General features: G+C 59.2%; 18 protein-coding genes. 5 read left to right on the top strand and 13 right to left on the bottom strand.

The features are described from left to right. Window positions 1–285: FCD domain-containing protein (locus tag ACQZ6J_RS31360; RefSeq protein ID WP_449086889.1), on the top strand; the 285-nt coding region annotated here is incomplete at its 5' end. 104 nt (window positions 286–389) lie between these two features. Here the strand turns inward: ACQZ6J_RS31360 and ACQZ6J_RS31355 are convergent. Both ACQZ6J_RS31355 and ACQZ6J_RS31350 read right to left on the bottom strand, forming a co-directional pair. Beyond that, window positions 390–1,028 (bottom strand): NADPH-dependent F420 reductase, encoded by a 639-nt coding sequence (locus tag ACQZ6J_RS31355; RefSeq protein WP_449086888.1) that lies wholly within the window; start codon window positions 1,026–1,028, stop codon window positions 390–392. Between the two features lie 34 nt (window positions 1,029–1,062). Beyond that, window positions 1,063–1,857, bottom strand: coding sequence for an inositol monophosphatase family protein (locus tag ACQZ6J_RS31350; RefSeq protein WP_449086887.1), 795 nt, complete (start codon window positions 1,855–1,857; stop codon window positions 1,063–1,065). 77 nt (window positions 1,858–1,934) lie between these two features. On the opposite strand from ACQZ6J_RS31350, the gene ACQZ6J_RS31345 reads away from it, so the two are divergent. The 3 genes from ACQZ6J_RS31345 to ACQZ6J_RS31335 all read left to right on the top strand — a co-directional run bounded on the left by ACQZ6J_RS31345 (window position 1,935) and on the right by ACQZ6J_RS31335 (window position 4,819). Beyond that, the gene (locus ACQZ6J_RS31345; RefSeq protein ID WP_163991892.1) at window positions 1,935–2,543 is read left to right on the top strand and encodes a TetR/AcrR family transcriptional regulator; all 609 of its coding nucleotides are present in this window, start codon (window positions 1,935–1,937) and stop codon (window positions 2,541–2,543) included. A 21-nt stretch (window positions 2,544–2,564) separates the two neighbouring features. Beyond that, complete coding sequence (locus ACQZ6J_RS31340; RefSeq protein WP_449086886.1) at window positions 2,565–2,729, top strand: hypothetical protein; 165 nt, start codon at window positions 2,565–2,567, stop codon at window positions 2,727–2,729. 128 nt (window positions 2,730–2,857) lie between these two features. Then, window positions 2,858–4,819 (top strand): N,N-dimethylformamidase beta subunit family domain-containing protein, encoded by a 1,962-nt coding sequence (locus ACQZ6J_RS31335; protein WP_449086885.1) that lies wholly within the window; start codon window positions 2,858–2,860, stop codon window positions 4,817–4,819. A 59-nt stretch (window positions 4,820–4,878) separates the two neighbouring features. Here the strand turns inward: ACQZ6J_RS31335 and ACQZ6J_RS31330 are convergent, their stop codons facing one another. From ACQZ6J_RS31330 to ACQZ6J_RS31290, 9 genes are all read right to left on the bottom strand, one after another. Continuing rightward, window positions 4,879–5,661 (bottom strand): ABC transporter ATP-binding protein, encoded by a 783-nt coding sequence (locus ACQZ6J_RS31330; protein WP_163991888.1) that lies wholly within the window; start codon window positions 5,659–5,661, stop codon window positions 4,879–4,881. Between the two features lies 1 nt (window position 5,662). Then, window positions 5,663–6,523 carry an ABC transporter permease gene (locus tag ACQZ6J_RS31325; RefSeq protein ID WP_449086884.1) on the bottom strand — a complete coding sequence of 287 codons (861 nt, stop codon included), beginning with the start codon at window positions 6,521–6,523 and terminating at the stop codon, window positions 5,663–5,665. Between the two features lie 23 nt (window positions 6,524–6,546). Then, complete coding sequence (locus tag ACQZ6J_RS31320; protein ID WP_449086883.1) at window positions 6,547–7,563, bottom strand: ABC transporter substrate-binding protein; 1,017 nt, start codon at window positions 7,561–7,563, stop codon at window positions 6,547–6,549. A gap of 128 nt (window positions 7,564–7,691) precedes the next feature. After that, window positions 7,692–8,849 carry an alpha-hydroxy acid oxidase gene (locus ACQZ6J_RS31315; RefSeq protein ID WP_449086882.1) on the bottom strand — a complete coding sequence of 386 codons (1,158 nt, stop codon included), beginning with the start codon at window positions 8,847–8,849 and terminating at the stop codon, window positions 7,692–7,694. 4 nt (window positions 8,850–8,853) lie between these two features. After that, the gene (locus tag ACQZ6J_RS31310; protein WP_449086881.1) at window positions 8,854–10,143 is read right to left on the bottom strand and encodes a hypothetical protein; all 1,290 of its coding nucleotides are present in this window, start codon (window positions 10,141–10,143) and stop codon (window positions 8,854–8,856) included. 22 nt (window positions 10,144–10,165) lie between these two features. Next, a complete protein-coding gene (gene hutC / locus ACQZ6J_RS31305) occupies window positions 10,166–10,897 on the bottom strand; it encodes a histidine utilization repressor (RefSeq protein WP_449086891.1) in 732 nt (243 codons plus the stop codon). 35 nt (window positions 10,898–10,932) lie between these two features. Continuing rightward, complete coding sequence (locus ACQZ6J_RS31300; RefSeq protein ID WP_449086880.1) at window positions 10,933–11,934, bottom strand: zinc-dependent alcohol dehydrogenase; 1,002 nt, start codon at window positions 11,932–11,934, stop codon at window positions 10,933–10,935. 4 nt (window positions 11,935–11,938) lie between these two features. After that, window positions 11,939–13,267, bottom strand: coding sequence for a histidinol dehydrogenase (gene hisD, locus ACQZ6J_RS31295; protein WP_449086879.1), 1,329 nt, complete (start codon window positions 13,265–13,267; stop codon window positions 11,939–11,941). 283 nt (window positions 13,268–13,550) lie between these two features. Continuing rightward, window positions 13,551–14,321: an SDR family NAD(P)-dependent oxidoreductase gene (locus ACQZ6J_RS31290; RefSeq protein WP_449086878.1), complete on the bottom strand. Its 771-nt coding sequence runs from the start codon at window positions 14,319–14,321 to the stop codon at window positions 13,551–13,553. A gap of 115 nt (window positions 14,322–14,436) precedes the next feature. Between ACQZ6J_RS31290 and ACQZ6J_RS31285 the strand changes: the two genes are divergently transcribed. Then, a complete protein-coding gene (locus ACQZ6J_RS31285; RefSeq protein ID WP_449086877.1) occupies window positions 14,437–15,546 on the top strand; it encodes a histidinol-phosphate transaminase in 1,110 nt (369 codons plus the stop codon). Window positions 15,547–15,607: 61 nt separating this feature from the next. Here the strand turns inward: ACQZ6J_RS31285 and ACQZ6J_RS31280 are convergent, their stop codons facing one another. Next, window positions 15,608–16,195, bottom strand: a complete 588-nt coding sequence (locus tag ACQZ6J_RS31280) for a cysteine hydrolase family protein (RefSeq protein ID WP_449086876.1) — start codon at window positions 16,193–16,195, stop codon at window positions 15,608–15,610. A 10-nt stretch (window positions 16,196–16,205) separates the two neighbouring features. Then, complete coding sequence (locus ACQZ6J_RS31275; RefSeq protein ID WP_449086875.1) at window positions 16,206–17,105, bottom strand: MBL fold metallo-hydrolase; 900 nt, start codon at window positions 17,103–17,105, stop codon at window positions 16,206–16,208. Window position 17,106: the final 1 nt, after the last annotated feature.

Below are 17,106 nucleotides of genomic sequence, written 5' to 3'. Positions count from 1 at the left end.
GCGCGCTGGTCGGAGCTCAACTGGCAATTTCACAGCTGCCTCTATGAGGACGCGCAGAGACCCTATCTCGTCAGCACGATCCGCTCGGTCAACGACCGGCTCGAGCGCTATTTGCGGGTACAGCTCACTCTGTCGCACGGCAAGGAGACGGCCGATCGCGAGCATCGCGAATTGCTGGCGATCTGCAAGACCGGCGATGTGGAACAGGCGGCCGCGTTCCTGACGGACCACATCATGCAGGCGTGCCGCTCGCTGCTGCACCATCTTCCCGCCAGGCGACGCTGACGGGAAGAGTAGGGCGGGTATATAGTCCGACTTTCGAACGGCAGGCGAGGAGGGTGCCACAATGGAACGTCCTCTGCCTATAGATACCCGGCGGGGCCGGAAACTCACCGTGCCATGGTCAGGGCGAACGGCGCGAAGCCCTTCGCTTTGAGCACGAATGGGACGATCAGCACGAATGCTTCCGTGCCGCGCGCACTCGCGAGCGGTCCCAGATCGTCGATCCAATCGTCGGCCCAGCCAAGATCGAGAAGCAACGCCCTGACGGTCTGCTTGGCTGTCGCATCATCGCCCGAGAGGAAGACAGTCGGCGTCTGTGCAAGGACGTCCGGGGCCGCCATGATCGTAGAAAGCATGGTGTTGAGCGTCTTTACCACGCGCGTCTGCGGTAGTGCCCGTTGCAATTCTTCCGCAAGGCTGGTGTCCGGATAAAGAAGTCCGGCTGGCATTCCGTCAGGCCCGCGTTTTGTTGCATTGGCAACGTCCATGAGAATTCGGCCCGACAGGTGTCCGCTCAGGCCAGAAAGCACGTTGAGGCTCGTATCGCCCGGCAGGGCGTTGACGACGATGTCGGCGTCTTCGACGGCCTCCGCCATGGCACAGATCCGAAGCTCCGGCCCTTTCCAGTTGTCTTTTGTTCGCGACGGGTCGCGGACGCCGATCGTTACGATATGTCCGTTAGCGGCAAGCTTGGCGGCAAGCACGGTCGAAACCCGGCCTGCGCCGAGGATTGCAAGTCTAGTCATATGGATCTCCAGGTAAATTGATCGAGAAATTCGATCAGGCAATCGGGGAAAGCGTTCGGACGATGTCGCTATGGATGCCGGGCGAGGCGGCAATGAAACCCGTGCTGGCAAGTGTCCACGGGCTGCCACTCATGTCGGTCACGACGCCGCCTGCCTCCCGAACAAGCAAGGCGCCGCCGACAAGTCCCGACCGCACCTGGCTGTATTGCCAGAAGCCATCCAGGCGGCCGGCCGCGACTTCTACCAGTTCCAACGTCGATGGCACCGACATGCGGACCAGCAGGGCGGCATTCAGCATCGCGGTCACGGCCTGTCCGACGCGCCTGTAGATATCACCATCTTCACCAGGCTTGCCTTGACCGGTGACGACGATCGCAGCGCCGAGCTCGGTTTTCCTGGAGGTGGACAGCGGAGTGCCGTTCAACCGCGCTCCGCCATCCAGTGTGGCTGTGAATGTCTCATTGGTCATCGGCAGGCGGACGACGGTCAGGGCGGGCTCGCCGTCTCGCACCAGCGTCGCGGAGACGCCCCATTGTGGACGGCCGTGAACATGATTGACATTGCCTTCTGCAGGATCGGTGACCCACCAGTCGCCCTGCGGCAGCGGCCCGCCCTCCTCTTCGTCATCGATCCAGCTCGAACCGGGCAGGAGTGCCAGAAGAGATCTGCGCAAACCGTCCGTGACGGCTGCGTCGTTCGCATTGATTTCGCTAAGAAGCGTCGCCATGTCGCCGGGACGGGAGGCGGTCGAGAACCGTTTTTGCAGGGTTCTGCCAGCGGCTTCAACCGCATCTGTCACGGGGGCAAGAAGAAGTTCGAGGTCAGTCATCGGAGTGCCTGTTGAAAACGAATATCGATGGCTTTATGATGTGAGTAAAAGCTCACTTTGGCTACTCGCATTCACCCATGAAAAGCAAAGCTGCTGCCGATCCCCTAAAACCCCGGAAACAGCCGGGTCAGAGGCGCTCCGCCGAAACCGTTTCGGCCATTCTGGAAGCTTCTGCTCGCATTCTGGAGGATGCGGGCTTCGAGGGTTATACGACCAACAGGGTCGCCGAACTTGCAGGGGTTAGCATCGGCTCGCTCTATCAGTATTTTCCGAACAAGGATTCGATCACGCGTGCCTTGATCGTGCGAGAAATGGAACAGGCCCTGAGGGATGTGGAAGGTGCGGCCGCAGGTGCGATCGGGCGTGATTGCCTCGGCCGAATGGTTGCCGCAGCCGTTGCCAATCAGTTGCGGCGCCCGGTTTTGGCGCGACTGCTCGATGTGGAAGAGGCACGCCTTCCGCCGGATGCGGCTGTCGAAAAGATGGGGGACGAGATGGACGGGCTATTCCGGCGCTGCCTCACTGCCGATGATCTGCCGCCTGCGGCTCGCGCCGCCGAAGCGGTGGGCGATCTGATCGCGATCATCCGGGGGATGGTCGATGCCGCCGGAAGGCGCGGCGAGACAGACAGCACGGCACTGCTTGAGCGCGTCAACCGCGCGGTTTTCGGCTACCTGTCCCTCTGAAAACCCTGGAGGAAGCAGATCTTGGACGGTGACGGCCGCCGCTCCGGTCGTATCGAGCCAATGGCCAGTCGCGAAAGGTTCTCATTCACCCTGCCGACCGACAGGCCAGCCGGCACGGAACAGGTGGCCAACAAGCTTGGTCTTGTTATCGAAGCGGCGCAGGAAAGCAAATCTGCGTCGACATAGCCGTTCCACCTGTGACCCATGGACATCTGATCGCGTTGAGTAACAAATCACGACGGCGGTATTGTCGAAATCGCCCGAACGGAAGCGGAAAAGAGTGATGCATGCGAAGAAAGTTGGACCACTCCGCAATGGCTGCCGTCGGCTTCGTCGAGCCATGGAGCGTGAAGGCAGGCAGCAATATCGAAGCGTTCATATCATGCTGCGACCCTGGTGCCCGAGTTTCAGTTATGGAGCTGGATAGAGATCAGGCTGAAAGCCTGGTTTGGCCCCTGGAGAGATTGTCCGACGCATTTCAAGAACGGGCCTACGATCTCGGATCCTGGATCGAACTTCCGATAGTTTTGGACGGCCCGACATGCGAGTTCGCCGTTGAGGTTCTTTTCACGCGCAACGCTGATACGAAGCCCGTCATCACCTGGTCCGGGTTCAGCCTAACGATCGATAGTTCCGGAGACATTCATGTTAACGGGGAGAGCATGATGCGTGCGCGAAACGAGCGTTGGTATCGGCTATCGGTTTTGGTCGGGCCCGACGTCGCAAGGGTCAGCATCGTCGAGCCGGCAACTGGTAAAGCGTTTGAACTCACCCTGGGCGGCGTTGCAAAGCCGGACCGGGTTTTTATCGGAGCTGAACCAACCCACCTTTGTGCGACACTCAACGCACGGATCGGCCGGATATTTTTCCAGTCGGTGAATTCCAGTTTCGAATGGCGCTTTCCGGCACAAGGAAATATCGGAGAACTTGTCCCCATCGGCGGTCAGGGACCGGCGCTTGCCATTCGCAACGCCCCTACGTTCAGCGTAGCCTCGCCCCGGTTCAATGGCGAGGTTCACGACCCACGGCTTGCTCCGGATCAATTCGATGCCATTCATCTTCATGACGATGACTTTGGCGGATTCCATTGGCAGCCTGATCTCAGGATTGCGGTGCCCCCAGGCAGTAGATCCGGCATATACGCCGTTGCCATTGAAACGCGAGTTGGCGTCGAGAAAATTCCATTCTTCGTCCGTCCGGCGGTTCCGAAAGCTTCTGTTGCTCTTCTCTTGCCGACGGCGACCTATCTCGCCTACGCCGACGAGCAATTGCCTCCGCAACGATATCCCTGGCATGGCACCGATAGGGCTCACCGCTTCGCGATCGATAATAACTTCCTGAGCCTTTATGATGTTCATGGCGATTTGAGCGGTGTCAGTCTGACGAGTAGCCGCCGCCCGCGGGCGACATTGCGCGAAGACTATCACTATCCGCTTTCCGACTCGCCGCATCTTCTATCCGTAGATCTCGAGCTTCTGAAATTTCTCGCTCGCAGCGCAATCGACGTCGATATTTTAACGGACCATGACCTCGATCGGGAGGGCAAAAACGCGCTTGTCCCATACCGAATGCTTATGACGGGCAGCCACCCGGAATATTGGTCCTCACGGATGATGAGCGGCCTCAAGGATTATCTGGGCTCTGGCGGCAGCCTCGCCTATCTCGGCGGAAACGGTTTCTATTGGGTTGTTGCATTTCAGGACGATCTGATGGAATTGCGACGGGGAAAGAACGATATCTGGGCAGGTCGGCCGGGTGAGAGCCATCTTTCGTTCACCGGAGAACCGGGCGGCAATTGGGAGGACCGCGGTCTTAATCATCCGCAGGCGCTTGTCGGGGTTACCTACGTGATCATGAGCTTCGGACGCTCTCGGCCCTATCGCCGCCTGGAACAGAGTTATTCCGGCGAATATGCGTGGCTTTTCGAGGGGGTCGGATCGGAAGCCATAGGAAGCGAGGGCCGTGTTCTCGGCGCCGCCGCAGGCTATGAGATCGATGCCGTCCTTCAATCGGAAGAAACACCCGACACCCTCGTCAGGCTCGCCGTCGCCGATGATTTTGACGACAGTTTCCAGGTCCGACCTGACCTTTGGATCGCTGGCGGGGAGGCGGAGCGTAATTCCCTACGCCGCGCTGACATGACGGTCTATCGGCACGACGGCGGCGGAATCGTCTTCTCGGTGTCGTCGGTGGCCTGGATCGGCGCACTGCCTGAAGCGGGCCAGGACAACGACGTCGGACGCATCATGCGGAATCTGCTTTCGAGGTTCAGCTGAATATCAGGACTTCGGACCCTGGAAGGCGGCACACGCGGTCCGGTGCCGCCGTGAGCCGATCAATGTTCCATTTCGCCCTGCGATCCGGCGCGTATGGCCGCGAGAACCTCTTTCTGAAGAGCTATGAACTCTGCGGTCGCGATCATATCCTGGTTGCGCGGCCGAGCGAGCCCAACATGAAAGGTCGCATTGATGCGGCCCGGATTGATGCTCATTGCTACGATGCGATCCGAAAGATAGACGGCTTCTTCGACGTCGTGGGTGACGAAGAGAACAGTCAGCCGGTGCTCTTCCCAGATCTGCGTCAGGAGTTCCTGCATCTGATGACGCGTCAGGGCGTCGAGCGCACCGAACGGTTCGTCCATCAGCAGCATTTTCGGGCGGTAGGACAGAGCGCGCGCAATCGCGACGCGCTGCTTCATGCCGCCGGACAGTTGCGACGGAAACGCATCGGCGAACTTGGTCAGTTTGACGAGCTCGATGTGGTGGCGGGCGACATCACGGCATTCAGCCGTCGGAAGCCCTGCAGCCTGAAGCGCGAACTCGACATTTTGCTGAGCCGTCAACCAAGGCAATAGGGTATAGGACTGGAACACCACGCCGCGATCGAGTCCGGGGCCGACGATCGGTGCGCCGTCCGTCAGCAGTACGCCGTTGTCAAAACCCTGCAGGCCGGCGACGATCGATAGCAACGTGCTCTTGCCGCAGCCCGATGCCCCGACGAGTGAGACGAACTCGTTGTCCGCAAGTTCCAGATCGATGTTGCTCAGCGCGTGGACACGGCTCTTCCTGCCGCCGTACCATTTGTTGAGGCCCTCGATTTTGAGTTTGGGTTCACTCATGTCAATGCCTCGAAGCATAGCGGAAGAAGACGCGCTCAAGGGCCTTCATGCTCTGGTCGGTGATCAGACCAAGCAAGCCGAGGAGCAGGATGTATCCGATGATCGTCTGCGTCTGAAAATAACGCTGTGACACGACGATGCGATAGCCCAGACCCGAGGTCGCTGCCACGAGCTCGGCAAGTACGAGCCAGGTCCAGGCCCAGCCGAGACTGATGCGCAACGTGTCCCATATTCCAGGGAGTGCGGACGGCAGCACGATGCGGTGGAGGATCCTGGTTTCCGACATGCCAAGCGTGCGACCGAGACCAACGAAATCGGATGGGACGCGCTTGACGCTATCCATCACCATCAGCACCTGCTGGAAGAAGGTCCCGATGAAGATGATGACGAATTTCTGTACGTCGCTCGTTCCGGCCCATAAAATGGTCAGGGGTACGAATGCCACAACCGGCATATAGCGAACAAAGTCGACGAAAGGCTCGATCGCTGCTTCCCAGGTCTTGAAACAGCCGATCATGATACCGATCGGGATCGCCAACGCAGATGCGATGAGAAAGCCGACAAGCATGCGATAGATGCTGATCGCAGCATCCGTCCACAGCGTTCCGTCCATGGCAAGCTCGACCATTTTCGTCCACACGGCTGCGGGGGAGGGCAGGAAGATCGGCTTCACCCAGCCGGTGGCGGTGGAAAGCCACCAAATCGCAAACAGAACCAGGAAGACCGCGACAGCGATGAGGAAGAAAGCCTGGCCGCTTATCGGATCACCGATGCGAAAGGCACTTGGTGGCCTGCCGACACCCGCGCGCGAACGCGCGCGGGGTCCTTGTTTTGGTGTTGAAGACAGTTCGGAGCTAGACATTACAGTCCCATTGGAGCCTGAGGTCACTTGTTGGCGGCGTTGACGAAGGATGCGTCGATCATGCTGTCGGCGGAAACATCCTGGGTAACGAGGCCGGCCTGCTTGGCCGCCTTCAGTACATCGGCGAAGGTCTTGGTCTTGAAATCGCCATCGAAAGCCTTGGAGGCTTCCGCGGAACTATAGTACTGAACGCCATCGAATGCCGTCTTCAGATCATCCGGCGTGGCGCCGACTGCCTTGGCGATGACGGCGCGGTCTGCATCCGTGTTGGCCTTATAGTCGGCAAGGGCCGCGTCCCAGGCTTTGATCATGGCCAGGACCTGCCCCGGCTTCTGTTTCAGGACATCTTCGCGGACGACCAGAACGTCGGATACGAGACCCGGATCCTTGCCGGCTTCAAATAGCAGCTTGATGTCTTTGTTCTGAGCAAGCGCTGTGGAAATGTAGGGCTCGTAGGTGACTGCGATCGGAACACGACCGGCGATCAGTGCCGTGCCGGCGTCCGCTGCCGGCATCGGGACCTTGACGATGTCGTTGATGGTCATGCCGTTGCTGGCAAGGGCGTAGTTCAGCAGAATGTCGCTGGTCGTTCCTTCCTCGAAGGCGATGTTCTTGCCTTTCAGATCGGCGACGCTCTTGACGTCGGGGCCTGCGAGGATTGCGTCAGCCTTCAGGCTGAAATCGAGGAGGGAGACGATCTTCACGGGCAAACCGGCGGCAACCATGCCCATGGCCGTGTGCGTGGCGATATTGGCCGCATCAAGCTGGCCACTGGCAAGGGCTGCGTTGATGTCCTTGTCTTCGCTAAAGTTGACAATCTGTACGTCGTCGAGACCGACCTTCTTGAAGAGGCCCTTGTCCGCGGCGACATGCCACTGGCCATAGCCGAGCCAAGGCTCGATGCCGATCTTGAAGGCGCCTGCCTCGGGCTTCGACGGGATCTGGTCCTGCGCGTTTGCCTGGGTCGCGGCGAGGATGCCGACGATACCGAGTGCGAGTGCTGCGCGGGAAAACTGCTTGCTGATGGATTTGTAGTTCATTGGAACCCCTCTTTTTGATAGTTCAGCGAATGGTTTAGCGTTGCATCATTTCAAGTTTCACGCCCGAACATCAAGCTCTATGGTGGGCGTATCCATACAGGTTAGAGTGTTTCGTGGGCGATCTCCTCTCACGCTGACGGTTTCGTTTTCAAGACAAAGTGCGGGCCTTTGCTTTTGAGTTCGTCGATCGATCCGCACCCCATGAGCGTCAAGGTGATCGAGATTTCTTGGCGAAGGATCTCGATAGCCTGAGCCACTCCCGACTGGCCTGCCGCTGCGAGACCGTAAGTATACGCACGTCCCAGCATGATGCCGTCAGCACCGGATCCAAGCGCCTTGATGATATCGCTTCCCCTTCGGATCCCGCTATCCAGCATCAATGTGAAGTCGGGTCCAACCGCTGCCCGTATCCCGGGCAGTGCGGATATGGTGCTCGTCGCGCCATCCAGTTGCCGGCCGCCGTGGTTTGAGATCACCGCACCGTCGACACCGATTGCCTTCGCCTTTTCGGCGTCGTCCGGGGACAGGATGCCCTTGATGACGAGCTTCCGTTTCCAGCGATCGCGAAGACGGGCGATATCGCGCCAGGCCAGGCGTTTGTCGATACGTCGGGAGAGATTGGCGGCCTGTTCGAGTGCTCCGGATCCGAAATCCGGGCGATGCTCGACCGCCTTTACGGATGGCATCCCGCCTTGGGCGATGTCGAACAACCAGGCTGGCTTCCCGCATAAGCTGGCGAAGAGGCGCGGCGAGACGCGCGTCAGCGATCGGAAACCGTTTCGCACATCCCGTTCGCGAATAGCGGTGATCGCTGTGTCTACGGTCACATAGAGCGCTTCCGCGCCGGCATCCTCCGCCGCGCGCAAAAATTGCTCTGCGAGCTCGTGATCGTCGAGGACATAGAGCTGGAAGTGCAGGATCCCGCTCGACGCCCGACGCACGTCCGCCAGTGAGGCGATCGAAAAAGTCGAAAGGGCGAAGGGAATGCGTGCGGCATCGGCAGCCCGTGCCGCCTTTTGTTCGCCGTTTCGGGAGTAGAGGCCGAGGAAGCCGACCGGGCCGAGCATGAAGGGAAGTGCATGGCGATGACCGAGATAATCGGTGGAAAGATCCGGCTCCGCACTGTCGGCAAGGACTGTCTGGCGCAATGAGAGTTGCGAAAAATCCTCCCGGTTTCGCCGATAGGTCTCCTCGGCGAACGAGCCACCATCGATATAGTCGAAGAACAGCTTCGGCAATCGCCGGCTGGCTGCTTCTCGCAGATCATCGATATTGACGACCGTCATAGTCTCACCTGTCGGGATCAATGGCGTCGAGGAACCGGGTCATCAGATCCGCTCCCGAAACCGGTTCAGAACCAACCATCGTCGAGATCGACAGGCCGATCAGCGACGAGGTTGGATTATGGTTTGCAGCACCTGCTCTGAGGTTCATGACGAGTGTCGGGCACAGGAAAAGTCCAAGGCGAACGACCCGCCGCCAGTCCGCCGGGAGCAGGCTCTTTTGCTTGAGAGCTGCCAATAGCGGCTTCCACATCGACTGTGCTTTCGTCTCGAGGAGCGCCGCGCGGACCGGGCTCAGCGTCCAGTCGAAATCCACAAGGAGACGTCCGTCCTCGAAGCTCGCTGTCGCGTCGAAGGTCTGTTCGGCAAGGCCGGGATCATAAAGCCAGTACGGATGCGCAAGCATATTGTGGAACGTGGTCTTGACTTCGGCAAGAAGGGTGGGGATGTGCTCGCCCGCAAATGCCGGATCGAAGAAGGAAAGAGTGGCGCCATTGGGCTGCCGTTCAAACCAGACGTTGGCATTGTGCGCATCTCCATGCGCCGTTACGCCGCCGCCATCGGCAAGCCGTGCCGGGGCTAGCCGCTCATGGGAGGCGTCGAATAACTGGCCGAGCGTTTCACGGTATTCGATGCCGTTGATGACGAAACGGGCGCGAGAAAGCTCATCCCAGGAAAGGGCCGCTCCGGGAAACTGGAAGTCCTTGCCGACGTAGTAGCTTGCGAGGCGGCCGCCGGGATAGGATCCCTGCGGCGCGGTCACGAGCCGGTCGTAAAACAGCCTATGAACCGGCTCGCGCATGACCTGTTCGGGCGTGACGGGGTGAAGCGTCTTCAAATATACGGCCAGCACTGCCTCGTTGAGGCGGCGTTCTGCTTCCACGGCCTGAGTGATTGCCGATTGATCTCCGAGCCCGTCGAGTTCCCGCAGAACGTCTGAGAAGCGTGGATCTGTCCTGCGGCGGTAGACGAGGATCTGTTCGCCAGGAAGTGTCGACATCATAACCGGCTGGTCGACAGGAAGACCGGCCTTGGCAAGAATATCCGCCCGATAATATTCGCCGCTCATTTCCTCCTCGTTTTCCTCCTGGTGGAACTTGAAGAAGTACGGCTTTCCGCCGGCCTCGAAGAAGCCGTTCAGCGAGTTGAGACTGTACTGGTCGTGGTTGATCGCCAAATGGCGGGCGTCGACCTGAAAGAGATCCCGCAAGAGATCGGTCAGCAACGCTTCGGCGCTGCCGTCACGCCGCTTGGCATATTCGCGGATCGCTGCCGTCCGACTATTTTGTTGGGCCATCGTTTGATCCAATCCAGGCTTGTTATTTTGCCGGCGGCAGATACCTGCTTCCAAGCGTGTAGCGGCTGCCGACATAGGTGAAGGTATTGACGGTTGCCACCGTTTGGCCCGTCCAGGTCTTGCGGTTGAGGACCAGACAACTGTCATGCTCGCGAATGTGCAAAAGCCGAGCATGGCGTTCGGTGGCGGGAACGGCGCTGATCAGGTGTTCTACCTCGGTCAAGGGGGTGCTGTGCTGCAGGTAGTCATATGTCGCGGCCGACGTGAAATCCTGGTCGAGATAGTTCTTGACCAGTTCCGGATTAACGTAACGCTCCTCCAGCTGGACCGGTACGTCGTTTTCGTAGTGAACGATCAGCGAATGCTCTACGGGTTGCGCCTTTTTGAATTCGAAGGAGGCGAGAAGAGCTTGATCGGGCCGCTTTATCCGTTCCAGAGTGATCACCTCCGCGCGATACCTGCTCCCGCGCGCCTTGATCTCGCTGACGATGTTGCTGATCTCAATCAGGGTTGACTGCGCCTTGGGAGGAGAAACGAATGTGCCGACCCCCTGGACACGGCGCAGGTGGCCTTCGGCCGTCAATTCACGAAGCGCGCGGTGGACCGTCATTCGAGAGACGCCGAGCGTTGCCATCAACTCGTGCTCAGACGGGACCTTCTCGTTCTGCGGCCAATTGCCATTTCCGATGTTGTCGAGGACGAAGTCCTTGATCTTCTCGTAAAGTGGCAGCGCGGTATTCGAAAGACCGGGCAATTCCTTCTCCGTCTCACGCCGAGGCGTGTGCTTGATCAATCGGCTATCCGGATGATCGTTTTCAGTTTGCTTGAACGACCGTCCATCAAGCGGCGATAGGCGTCAGGAACCTCATCCAGCGAAGTCAGCACCTCGCTAAACTGCAGCAGTGAGGACTGCAGCTTTGGCAATAGCGCGATAGCGTCGGCGAATTCGCTTTCGAAAGCGTGGCAGCCAAGCAAGGCGATTTCCCGCTCGACAAGCACGTTCGGGTCGAGATGGATTTTTTCGTGGCTGATACCCACGAGAGCGAAGGCGCCGCCACCGTCAAGGAGTTCTAGTCCTTTTGCGATGGCTTTCGTGCTCCCGGTAGCGTCCACCGCATAGCGAAAACGCGTCCCGCCGAGAGCCGCCTTGTCCAGCTCTATTGCCGAACCGCCGCAAATCCCGGCAACCATCGCGGCGCGATCGGCGTTGAGGTCGGAGAACATCAATTTCCCATCATGAAGGTGCGCAAGCAACAGCCCGCAGAGGCCACCGATCGTTCCGCAACCGATAAGAAGGATCGGCTCGCCAGGCGGCGGACGAAGTCGGCGGACAGCATGAAGCGCGACGGCCAGAGGTTCGGCCATCGCCGCGACTGCCGGCTCCAGCGAAGGCTCGTGCTTGAATACCAGACGGGCAGGCAGGTTCGTCCGTTCCGCAAAGCCACCGTCGCAGACCTCGCCAACGAAACCCAGATGTTCACAGACATTGGTGCGCCCGGATGTGCAGGCGTCGCACTGACCACAGTAGAAACGAGAGTCGGCTGCGACGAGATCGCCGATCGCGAGATTCTCGACACCGGCGCCGACAGCGGAAACACGGCCACAGAACTCGTGGCCGGCTGTCGACGGGCGCCTGCTGATCCACTGACCGGTCCGGAAGTTGTGAACGTCCGAGCCGCAGATTCCCGCCGCGCGAACATCGATCGTCACGTAGCCCGTCGGCGGCGGGCCTGGAGTTTCGATGTCCTCGACCCTAAGGTCGAGAGCATCGTAAAGCCGCACGGCCCTCATTGGTTCAACTCCGTTTCGGAAGATAGGCATCTCGCACCGCGGAGACGGCATGGGCATGCGACGAGAAACCTTCGTACTCCGCCAGCTTGTGAGCGCGCTTGGCAAACTCAGGATAGGCCGGCGCCGTCACATATCCGATCGAACTACGCTTGACGAAATCGGTGACCGACAATGGACCATAGGTGCGTGCCCAACGGCTGGTCGGCAGGACCGCATTCGGGCCAAGGCAGAAGTTGGCAATACTGACGGGCGTATAAGGTCCCAGGAGAATTTCGGCGGCCTCGGTGATGTGGCCGAGATGAGCAAAGGCATCCTGCGACAGGATTTCGAGATGCTCCGGCGCATAGGCGTTGACGAAGTCGTAGCTTTCCTTGATCGACGACGTCAGCACGATGCCGCCCGATTTGCCGGAAAGGACGGCGCTTGAGAACTGGACTCGCTGTTCGGTCATCCGCGACCAATGCTCGGGCAGTGCGGCAAGGGCCTCTTCTGCTACCCGCCGGCTGTGGGTGACAAGGTATGCGGAAGAGTCCGGCCCGTGTTCGGCCTCGATCAGCAGATCAAGGGCTGCCAGCCCGCCATGGACGGTGTCGTCGGCAAAGATCATGGCTTCAGAGGGACCAGCGGGAAGGCCGGTATCGATGATACCGGCCAGACTGCGTTTCGCCGCGACGACCCAGGGGCTTCCGGGCCCGACAATCTTCAGGGCCGGCTTGATCGTTTCCGTTCCATAGGCGACGGCCGCAACGGCCTGCGCGCCGCCAACCTTATAGACAGTTTCGACACCGGCCAGACGTGCCGCCACGAGTGTTGCCGCATCGACGCGACCATCCGGGGCAGGGGGTGTGACAATCGCGAGATTGGGAACCCCTGCGACCACGGCTGGCACCGAGGTCATCATCGTGACCGAGGGAAAGGATCCCTTGCCGCGCGGGACGTAGAGCGCCACCGACTTGATCGGTGTGAAACGGTCGCCCGCGAAAGCGCCCGGCTTGATTTCCTTCAGCCACATCGCCTCGGGCTTCTGCTCCTCGTGAAAGCGACGGATATTGTCAATCCCGAAGGTGATGGCTTCGATGACGTCCTCGCTGACGAGCTTGAACGCCTCGTCGAATTCACTTTCTGTCACCTTCAGGGTCGCTTCCGTGACATCAGCCTTGTCGAGCTCGCGGCCGAAACGGGCGACAGCACGATCACCTTCCGTGCGCACGGCGTCCAGGATCGGCGCCACCTTCTCCATGAAGCCGGAAATGTCCGTTTCCGATCGTCTCAGCAGCGCGGCCTTTTCGTCCGGTCCGAGCCTGGAATATTCATGAAAGGTGACATTGGTCATTGCTCACATCCCTGTTGGTGCGCAAAGGCGCAGATAGCCGCAACCGTCGTCGCGTTTGCCGCGCAACGATCCATCTTTCCTGCAAGGGATGCCGGGAGGCGGTACAGTTCCTGCTCGCCAACGCATGTCCCTGCAGACTATTTGCATCGAGGATACCGGATGGTTATCCGGCTAGATCCCAGGAAGTCTACGACTTCGTTCCCGTTTTTTATTTGTCTATAGATGTCTATACATCTATAGACAATAACATCAAACCCACCCTGTCAAGCCTCATTTGCTTTTTTCAGATGGAAGCCAGGAAGCCACCGTCGACTGGAAGGCATTGACCGGTAATATAGCCAGACGCGCTGCTTGCCAAAAAGACAACCGCACCGCCGATGTCGGATTCCCTGCCAAATCTCTTCTGGGGAATCTTGTCGAGCATTTTCGCTGCCCAGTCCTCGTCCTGGTAAAAGCCCTCTGTCATCGTTGTGCGAAAATAGCCTGGCGCGACTGCGTTGACCCGGATTCCGTATTGCGCCCATTCCGCCGAAAGCGCCCTGGTCATGCCGAGCAAACCGGATTTCGAAGAACCATAAGGAACGGCGGTTGGAATGCCGACATAGGAGGTCAGCGAGCACAGGTTGATGATGCTACCGCCTTCCGGCTGCGTTGCCATCGTCCGGGCCGCCGCCTGCGACCAAAAGAAAGCTCCCTTGAGATTGGTGCCGATAATTCTATCCCAGAGCTGTTCATCGACGTCGAAGGATGGCGAAACTTCCTCGTAGCCGGCGTTGTTGACCAAAATATCGATCGCACCGCTGATGGTCGCGAACCTCGCCAGCGTTGCGTCAATGGAGGAAACGTCTGTCACGTCCTGGGCGCTCGTTACGCAAGACCGGCCGACGGCCTCGATCTTTTGCTTCGTATCGGCCAAGGATTTTTCGTCGCGGGCAGTGATGCAAAGGTCGGCACCCGCCTCCGCAAGCGAAACGGCGATCCACTGCCCCAATCCGCGACTGGCGCCGGTCACCACCGCCACCTTACCTGAAAGATCGAACATTGCTTTTGCCATTGTGATCCCCTTGTTTTTCGCAATCAAAACACGTCCAATCGGTGTTGTCTATACATGTATCGACAAAAGAAGTTTTCCTTCTTATGCTTTCTCTCACCGAAGAAAGGGGCAAACGATGTCGGACAGCAAAAGACACATTCGCGACGAGGTCGCCGAGATACCGCCTTACAATTCCGGACTGACTTTGAACGAGGTGCGCGAGCGCTATCGACCGGCGGTGATCGCCAAACTTGCTTCGAACGAAAACCCGCTCGGCGCATCACCCAACGCATTGTTGTTCCAGCAGGATCTGCAAGATCTGCTCCGCCTTTACCCCGATCCCAAAGGGAGAGCATTATGCGAAGCACTGTCGGAGCGCTTCGGAATCGACGCCTCCCGTATCATCCTCGGCAACGGCTCGGAGGACCTGATTGCAGTCATTTGCAAGGCGGTAGTCCGGCCCAATGATATTGTGACCACTCTTTACCCGTCGTTTCCGCTGCATGAGGACTACACGGCCGTTATGGGCGGAAAGGTGGAGCGGATCGAAGTCCTGCCGGATTTATCGATCGATATTGCTGGATTGATCGCTGCCGCTCATCGCAAACCGCGTATGATGTTGTTTGCAAATCCCATGAATCCGGTCGGATCATGGCTCGGGCAGGATGACTTCAAACGATTTCTCGACGCTATCGACGACGACACGCTACTCGTTATCGACGAGGCTTATGCCGAATACGCCTCTGGTGACGACTATCCGGCGACGATGGACATACTGAAATCGAGCAACAAAAGCTGGGTTATCCTGCGCACCTTCTCAAAGGCGTATGGTCTGGCAGGACTGAGGATCGGATTCGGGGTTACCTCGAACGCGGGATTTTGCGATTTTTTGAACCGTGTCAGGACGCCATTCAATACCAATTCGATAGCTCAGGCTGCTGCCATCGCCGCCCTTGGCGACGAAGATCATCTCGCGCGAACGGTCGCACTTGCCATATCGGAAAGGGCACGTCTCAGTTCAGCGTTGATGAAGAGAGGTCTGAAGGTCGCGCCATCCAAAGGAAATTTTGTTTTCTTCGACTGTGAAACGGATGCCTCCATCTTCGCGGAGCAGCTTCTGGCGGTCGGGGTTATCGTGAAGCCCTGGAAACAGACTGGATACACAAGGTTCATTCGCGTGAGTATCGGATCCGTCGCGGAAAACGACCAGTTTTTGAACGCGTTGGATATCGTCATAAAGGATTAGGGCATATGCCGTTACCGAACAGCGGTCCGAGCTGGTTCGAGAGCATGCGCTCCTGTTAGTTCTAGCGTGTGGTTAGCTCGATGAGGCGGTCTAGTGAAATAACGTCTGCCACCAATTTCATGTTTTCCAGCGACGATTCGTGCAGGTCGGCGCGGCCGGAGGAGCAGGCGTCGGCGACGACGATGACCTCGTAGCCCATGTCGGCGGCGCAGGCGACGGAGGTGAGGACGACCGAGTTGGTGGCGACGCCCGCCATGATCAGCCGTTCGGCTTTCAAGGTGCGGAGAACCTCTTCGAGCTGCGAGCCGTAGAAGGCATTGACGCGGCTGTGCTTGACGACGAATTCGCCGGCGAGGGGCTCGAGCCCCTCGTGGAATTCGGCCCCCCAGCTGCCGTCCACCATCGCCTTGCCGGCGACGACGTTGCGAAAGATCGGGCAGTTCTGGATGACGTCGGCGTGGTCGGCACGAAAGGCGATGCGCACCGAGACGACGGGAATGCCGTTGTCACGGGCAAAGCCCAGAAGGCGGCCGGCATTGGCGACGACGGCGCTGCGGTTGTCCGCATCCTCGGCCATGCCGACCTTGATCTTGCCGGCCGCATGCAGGACTTCGTTCTGATAGTGCATGGCGACCAATACGGTGCGCATTGTCTTGCTCCTACTGCTGCTGCGCGGCAAAATAGCGGATGGCGAAATCGATCCATTCCGGGAAATGCCAGTCCGCATGCTTGGCCCTGATCTCGGGCGCGAGCGTCTCGACCATTTCGTCTTCGTCTCTCCCGGCCGCCCTGGCGGCCGCCACGCGCGCGCCGACGTCGCGGATATAGTCGCGCACGTCGATAAGGATGTCGCTGCCGCGGAGATCGCCGTGGCCAGGCACCACGACCGAAGGATTCCAGGCGATGCAGTCGTCCAAGGCCTGCAGCCAATTGCCCGCATCGATGTCCATGTCGTGCGGCGGGAACCAGGGGAAGATCGGAAAGGTCTTTTCCTCGGCAAGATCGCCGGTGAAGAGAATTTTTTCCGCCGGCAGGAAGACGACCTGATCGGCCTGCGTATGCGCCTGGCCCCAGGTCTTCAGAAGGACCGTGCGGCCGCCGAGATCGACCGTGTGTTCGGTGCCGTCATAGAGCGTGTCGGCTTCGACGAGCCTGGTGTTCTCAAGTGCGGCCGCCACTGCTGGGCCCATGCCTTTGAACATGCCGAGATAAGCCTCGCCCTTGGCCGCGAGTTCTTCAGCCTGCGCCCGATTGTAGACGATCTCGGCTGCCCCCTTGAAAGGCTCCGCGCCATAGCCGTGCTCGGGATGAAAATGAGTGATGGTCAGATAAAGCTTCCGATCGCCGGCCAGCTTTCGGGCGGCGGCAAGCACCGCTTCGCCGTTCGCCCGGCCCATGCCGCTGTCGACCACCATGGCGGAGTGGGTGCCGAGGACGATGCCGATATTGGGTACGAGCGGAATGCGGTGATCTTCGATGATAAAGATGCCGTCGGCGATCTCTTTCGGTGCCGAGGCATCGACGATCGGCGCGGGCGGAATGTTGGCGGTTTCGGTCATG

This window comes from Rhizobium sp. A37_96, assembly GCF_053521765.1.
Note: the sequence above shows the minus strand (reverse complement) of the source record. Positions and strands in the feature narration are given on the sequence as shown.

Coding starts and splice junctions, on each gene's coding strand:
- ACQZ6J_RS31335 (WP_449086885.1), top strand. CDS start 2,858: ATGGCTGCCGTCGGCTTCGTCGAGCCATGGAGCGTGAAGGCAGGCAGC.
- ACQZ6J_RS31345 (WP_163991892.1), top strand. CDS start 1,935: ATGAAAAGCAAAGCTGCTGCCGATCCCCTAAAACCCCGGAAACAGCCG.
- ACQZ6J_RS31330 (WP_163991888.1), bottom strand. CDS start 5,661: ATGAGTGAACCCAAACTCAAAATCGAGGGCCTCAACAAATGGTACGGC.
- ACQZ6J_RS31325 (WP_449086884.1), bottom strand. CDS start 6,523: ATGTCTAGCTCCGAACTGTCTTCAACACCAAAACAAGGACCCCGCGCG.
- ACQZ6J_RS31310 (WP_449086881.1), bottom strand. CDS start 10,143: ATGGCCCAACAAAATAGTCGGACGGCAGCGATCCGCGAATATGCCAAG.
- ACQZ6J_RS31290 (WP_449086878.1), bottom strand. CDS start 14,321: ATGGCAAAAGCAATGTTCGATCTTTCAGGTAAGGTGGCGGTGGTGACC.
- ACQZ6J_RS31275 (WP_449086875.1), bottom strand. CDS start 17,105: ATGACCGAAACCGCCAACATTCCGCCCGCGCCGATCGTCGATGCCTCG.
- hisD (WP_449086879.1), bottom strand. CDS start 13,267: ATGACCAATGTCACCTTTCATGAATATTCCAGGCTCGGACCGGACGAA.
- ACQZ6J_RS31320 (WP_449086883.1), bottom strand. CDS start 7,563: ATGAACTACAAATCCATCAGCAAGCAGTTTTCCCGCGCAGCACTCGCA.
- ACQZ6J_RS31280 (WP_449086876.1), bottom strand. CDS start 16,195: ATGCGCACCGTATTGGTCGCCATGCACTATCAGAACGAAGTCCTGCAT.
- ACQZ6J_RS31350 (WP_449086887.1), bottom strand. CDS start 1,857: ATGACTGACCTCGAACTTCTTCTTGCCCCCGTGACAGATGCGGTTGAA.
- ACQZ6J_RS31315 (WP_449086882.1), bottom strand. CDS start 8,849: ATGACGGTCGTCAATATCGATGATCTGCGAGAAGCAGCCAGCCGGCGA.
- ACQZ6J_RS31285 (WP_449086877.1), top strand. CDS start 14,437: ATGTCGGACAGCAAAAGACACATTCGCGACGAGGTCGCCGAGATACCG.
- ACQZ6J_RS31355 (WP_449086888.1), bottom strand. CDS start 1,028: ATGACTAGACTTGCAATCCTCGGCGCAGGCCGGGTTTCGACCGTGCTT.
- ACQZ6J_RS31300 (WP_449086880.1), bottom strand. CDS start 11,934: ATGAGGGCCGTGCGGCTTTACGATGCTCTCGACCTTAGGGTCGAGGAC.